The organism is Lactobacillus nasalidis, from assembly GCF_016587775.1.
GTDB lineage: Bacteria > Bacillota > Bacilli > Lactobacillales > Lactobacillaceae > Lactobacillus > Lactobacillus nasalidis.
Map to the genome: position 1 here is coordinate 1 of NZ_BOCG01000712.1, position 2,255 is coordinate 2,255.

The 2,255-nt window shown below is 54.1% G+C and carries 2 protein-coding genes and 1 pseudogene; 2 read left to right on the plus strand and 1 reads right to left on the minus strand.

Annotation, left to right across the window (positions count from 1 at the left end):
- Window positions 1–269 (minus strand): hypothetical protein (locus lacNas_RS14060; RefSeq protein WP_211762146.1); only part of this gene is annotated, 269 nt, incomplete at its 3' end.
- 48 nt (window positions 270–317) lie between these two features.
- Here lacNas_RS14060 and lacNas_RS13580 point away from each other — a divergent pair.
- Both lacNas_RS13580 and lacNas_RS13585 read left to right on the plus strand, forming a co-directional pair.
- A complete protein-coding gene (locus tag lacNas_RS13580) occupies window positions 318–1,943 on the plus strand; it encodes a peptide ABC transporter substrate-binding protein (protein WP_201330861.1) in 1,626 nt (541 codons plus the stop codon).
- A 21-nt stretch (window positions 1,944–1,964) separates the two neighbouring features.
- Window positions 1,965–2,255, plus strand: a pseudogene (locus lacNas_RS13585) (dipeptidase PepV); the annotation flags it as partial.

Consider the following 2,255-nt stretch of genomic DNA (forward strand, 5'->3'; position numbering starts at 1 on the left):
GGGTGTTCCCGGAATTTTTTCCGGCGACTAGTCAGCGGCAGTGTAAGGTCAGCTGCCGTGAGACAGCTGATGAAACTGAAGTGGGACCACGACCAATCATCGTCTTCAAGGAAGTATTTCCTTGGGGGCGATTTTTTTCTTGCCTTTTCTAGAAGCTTTGAAAATGATTTTTTGAAAAAGGAGTTCGACCATGAAACAGCATTACAAGTTAACAAAGCAAGTCCTGTCTGCCTTTGATGGCCGACATCATCCGACTCGCCGCGATTCAAAATAGCTGTCTGTTTACTTTTTGCATTTAATCTAACGAGGAAAAAATCATGAAAAAATCAACCGTATTCGCCCTTGCCGCCCTTTCTGCCAGCCTGCTGTCAGCCTGCTCCAACACTTCCGCCAAAAGTTCATCCAAGGCCAAGCAGGTCTTGAACTGGTACTCCGCTGGTGAAATTTCCACCATGGACCCGGCCCTGAACAACGACGTCTATGGCGGCGAGCAGCTGGACGCCACCATGGAAGGCCTGGTCCGCCTGGGCAACAACTCCAAGGTCCTGCCCGGCATCGCCAAGTCCTGGAAGGAAAGCAAAGACGGCCTGACCTGGACCTTCACCTTGAGGAAAAACGCCAAGTGGTCCAACGGGGAAGCTTTGACTGCCAAGGACTTCGTCTACGCCTGGAGACGGCAAGTCAACCCCAAGACCGCTTCAACCCAGTCCAACAAGTACTCCGGCATCAAAAACGCCGATGCCATCGTTGCTTCCAAAAAGCCGGTTTCCAGCCTGGGCATCAAGGCAGTCGGCAAGTACAAGCTGGTCGTGACCCTGGAGCGCAAGATTCCTTACTTCCAGCTGCTTTTGGCCGGATCCGCCTTTGCCCCGCAGAACCAGAAGTTCATTGAAAAAGCCGGCAAAAAGTACGGCACGGCCGCCAAGTACACCATCTCTGACGGTCCGTTCATCATGAAGGGCTGGACGGGATCCAACCTGACCTGGAGACTGGTCAAGAACAAGTACTACTGGGACAAGAAGAAGGTCAAGCTCACCCGGATCAACTTCAGCGTGCAAAAGTCCCAAAGCACCTCCTACAACCTCTACCAGGCCGGGAAACTGGACATGACCACCCTGAGCGCTTCACAGAGCAAGAGCCTGAAGAACCAGAAGGGCTGGCAGATCAAGAAGAGCAACCGGACCCAGTACCTGATGTACAACTTCAAGTCTGACAAGAACCTGCAAAACGTCAACCTGCGCCGGGCCATCGCGGCCGCCATCAACAAGCAGTCCCTGGCCAAGACCCTGAACGTGGCCGACATCGCGGCCACTTCCCTCACCCCAAGCGGGATCACCGACCCGGTTACCGGCAAGGAATTCAGCAAGGAAGTCGAAACCAGCCAGACCAAGGCCATCCAGTCCGGGACCAAGGCCCAAGCCAAGGCTTACTACAAGAAGGCCTTGAAAGAACTTGGCAAAAAGCAGATCACCATCAAGCTTTTAGGCGATGACACCGATGATGCCAAGAAGACTACTGAATTCATCCAAAGTGCCCTGGAAAGCACCCTGGGCATGAAGGTCGAAGTTACCAACATCCCGTTCAAGACCCGCTTTGCCAGAGAAGAATCCGGCGACTTTGACGTGATCCTGGACGGCTGGAGCGGTGACTACGCCGACCCGAACACCTTCCTGGAAATGTTCCAAAAGACCAACGTCAACAACTACGGCTCCTGGGAAAACACGGCCTACAACAAGGCCATGGAAATCTCCAAGACCACCACGTCAACCAAGACCCGCTGGAAGGAACTGGTCAAGGCTGAACGCATCCTCTTAACCCAGCAGGGCGTCACCCCGCTTTACTACGGCAACACCGCCACCCTGGTCAACCCGAAGGTCAAGAACATCACCCTCAAAGGCGCCGGCCTGCCGTACAACTTCAAGGGCGCCTACATCAGCAAGTAATTAACGACTAAGGAGCAAAAGATGACTTTTCCCTACCAAGAATTCGCTCGTGAAAAAATGCCGGCCCTCCTGGCCGACTTAAAAGACCTGATTTCCATCGATTCCGTCAGAAACATGGACCTGGCGACTCCCGAATACCCAGTGGGGCCGGGTCCGGTCAAGGCCTTGGAAAAATTCCTGGCCATTGCCGCCAGAGACGGCTTTCAAACTGAAAACATCGACAACTATGCCGGCGTCGCCACCTTTGGCGAAGGCGACCAGGAACTGGGCGTGGCCGTTCACGTCGACGTGGTGCCCCCGGATGAAGGCTGG

Coding starts and splice junctions, on each gene's coding strand:
- lacNas_RS13580 (WP_201330861.1), top strand. CDS start 318: ATGAAAAAATCAACCGTATTCGCCCTTGCCGCCCTTTCTGCCAGCCTG.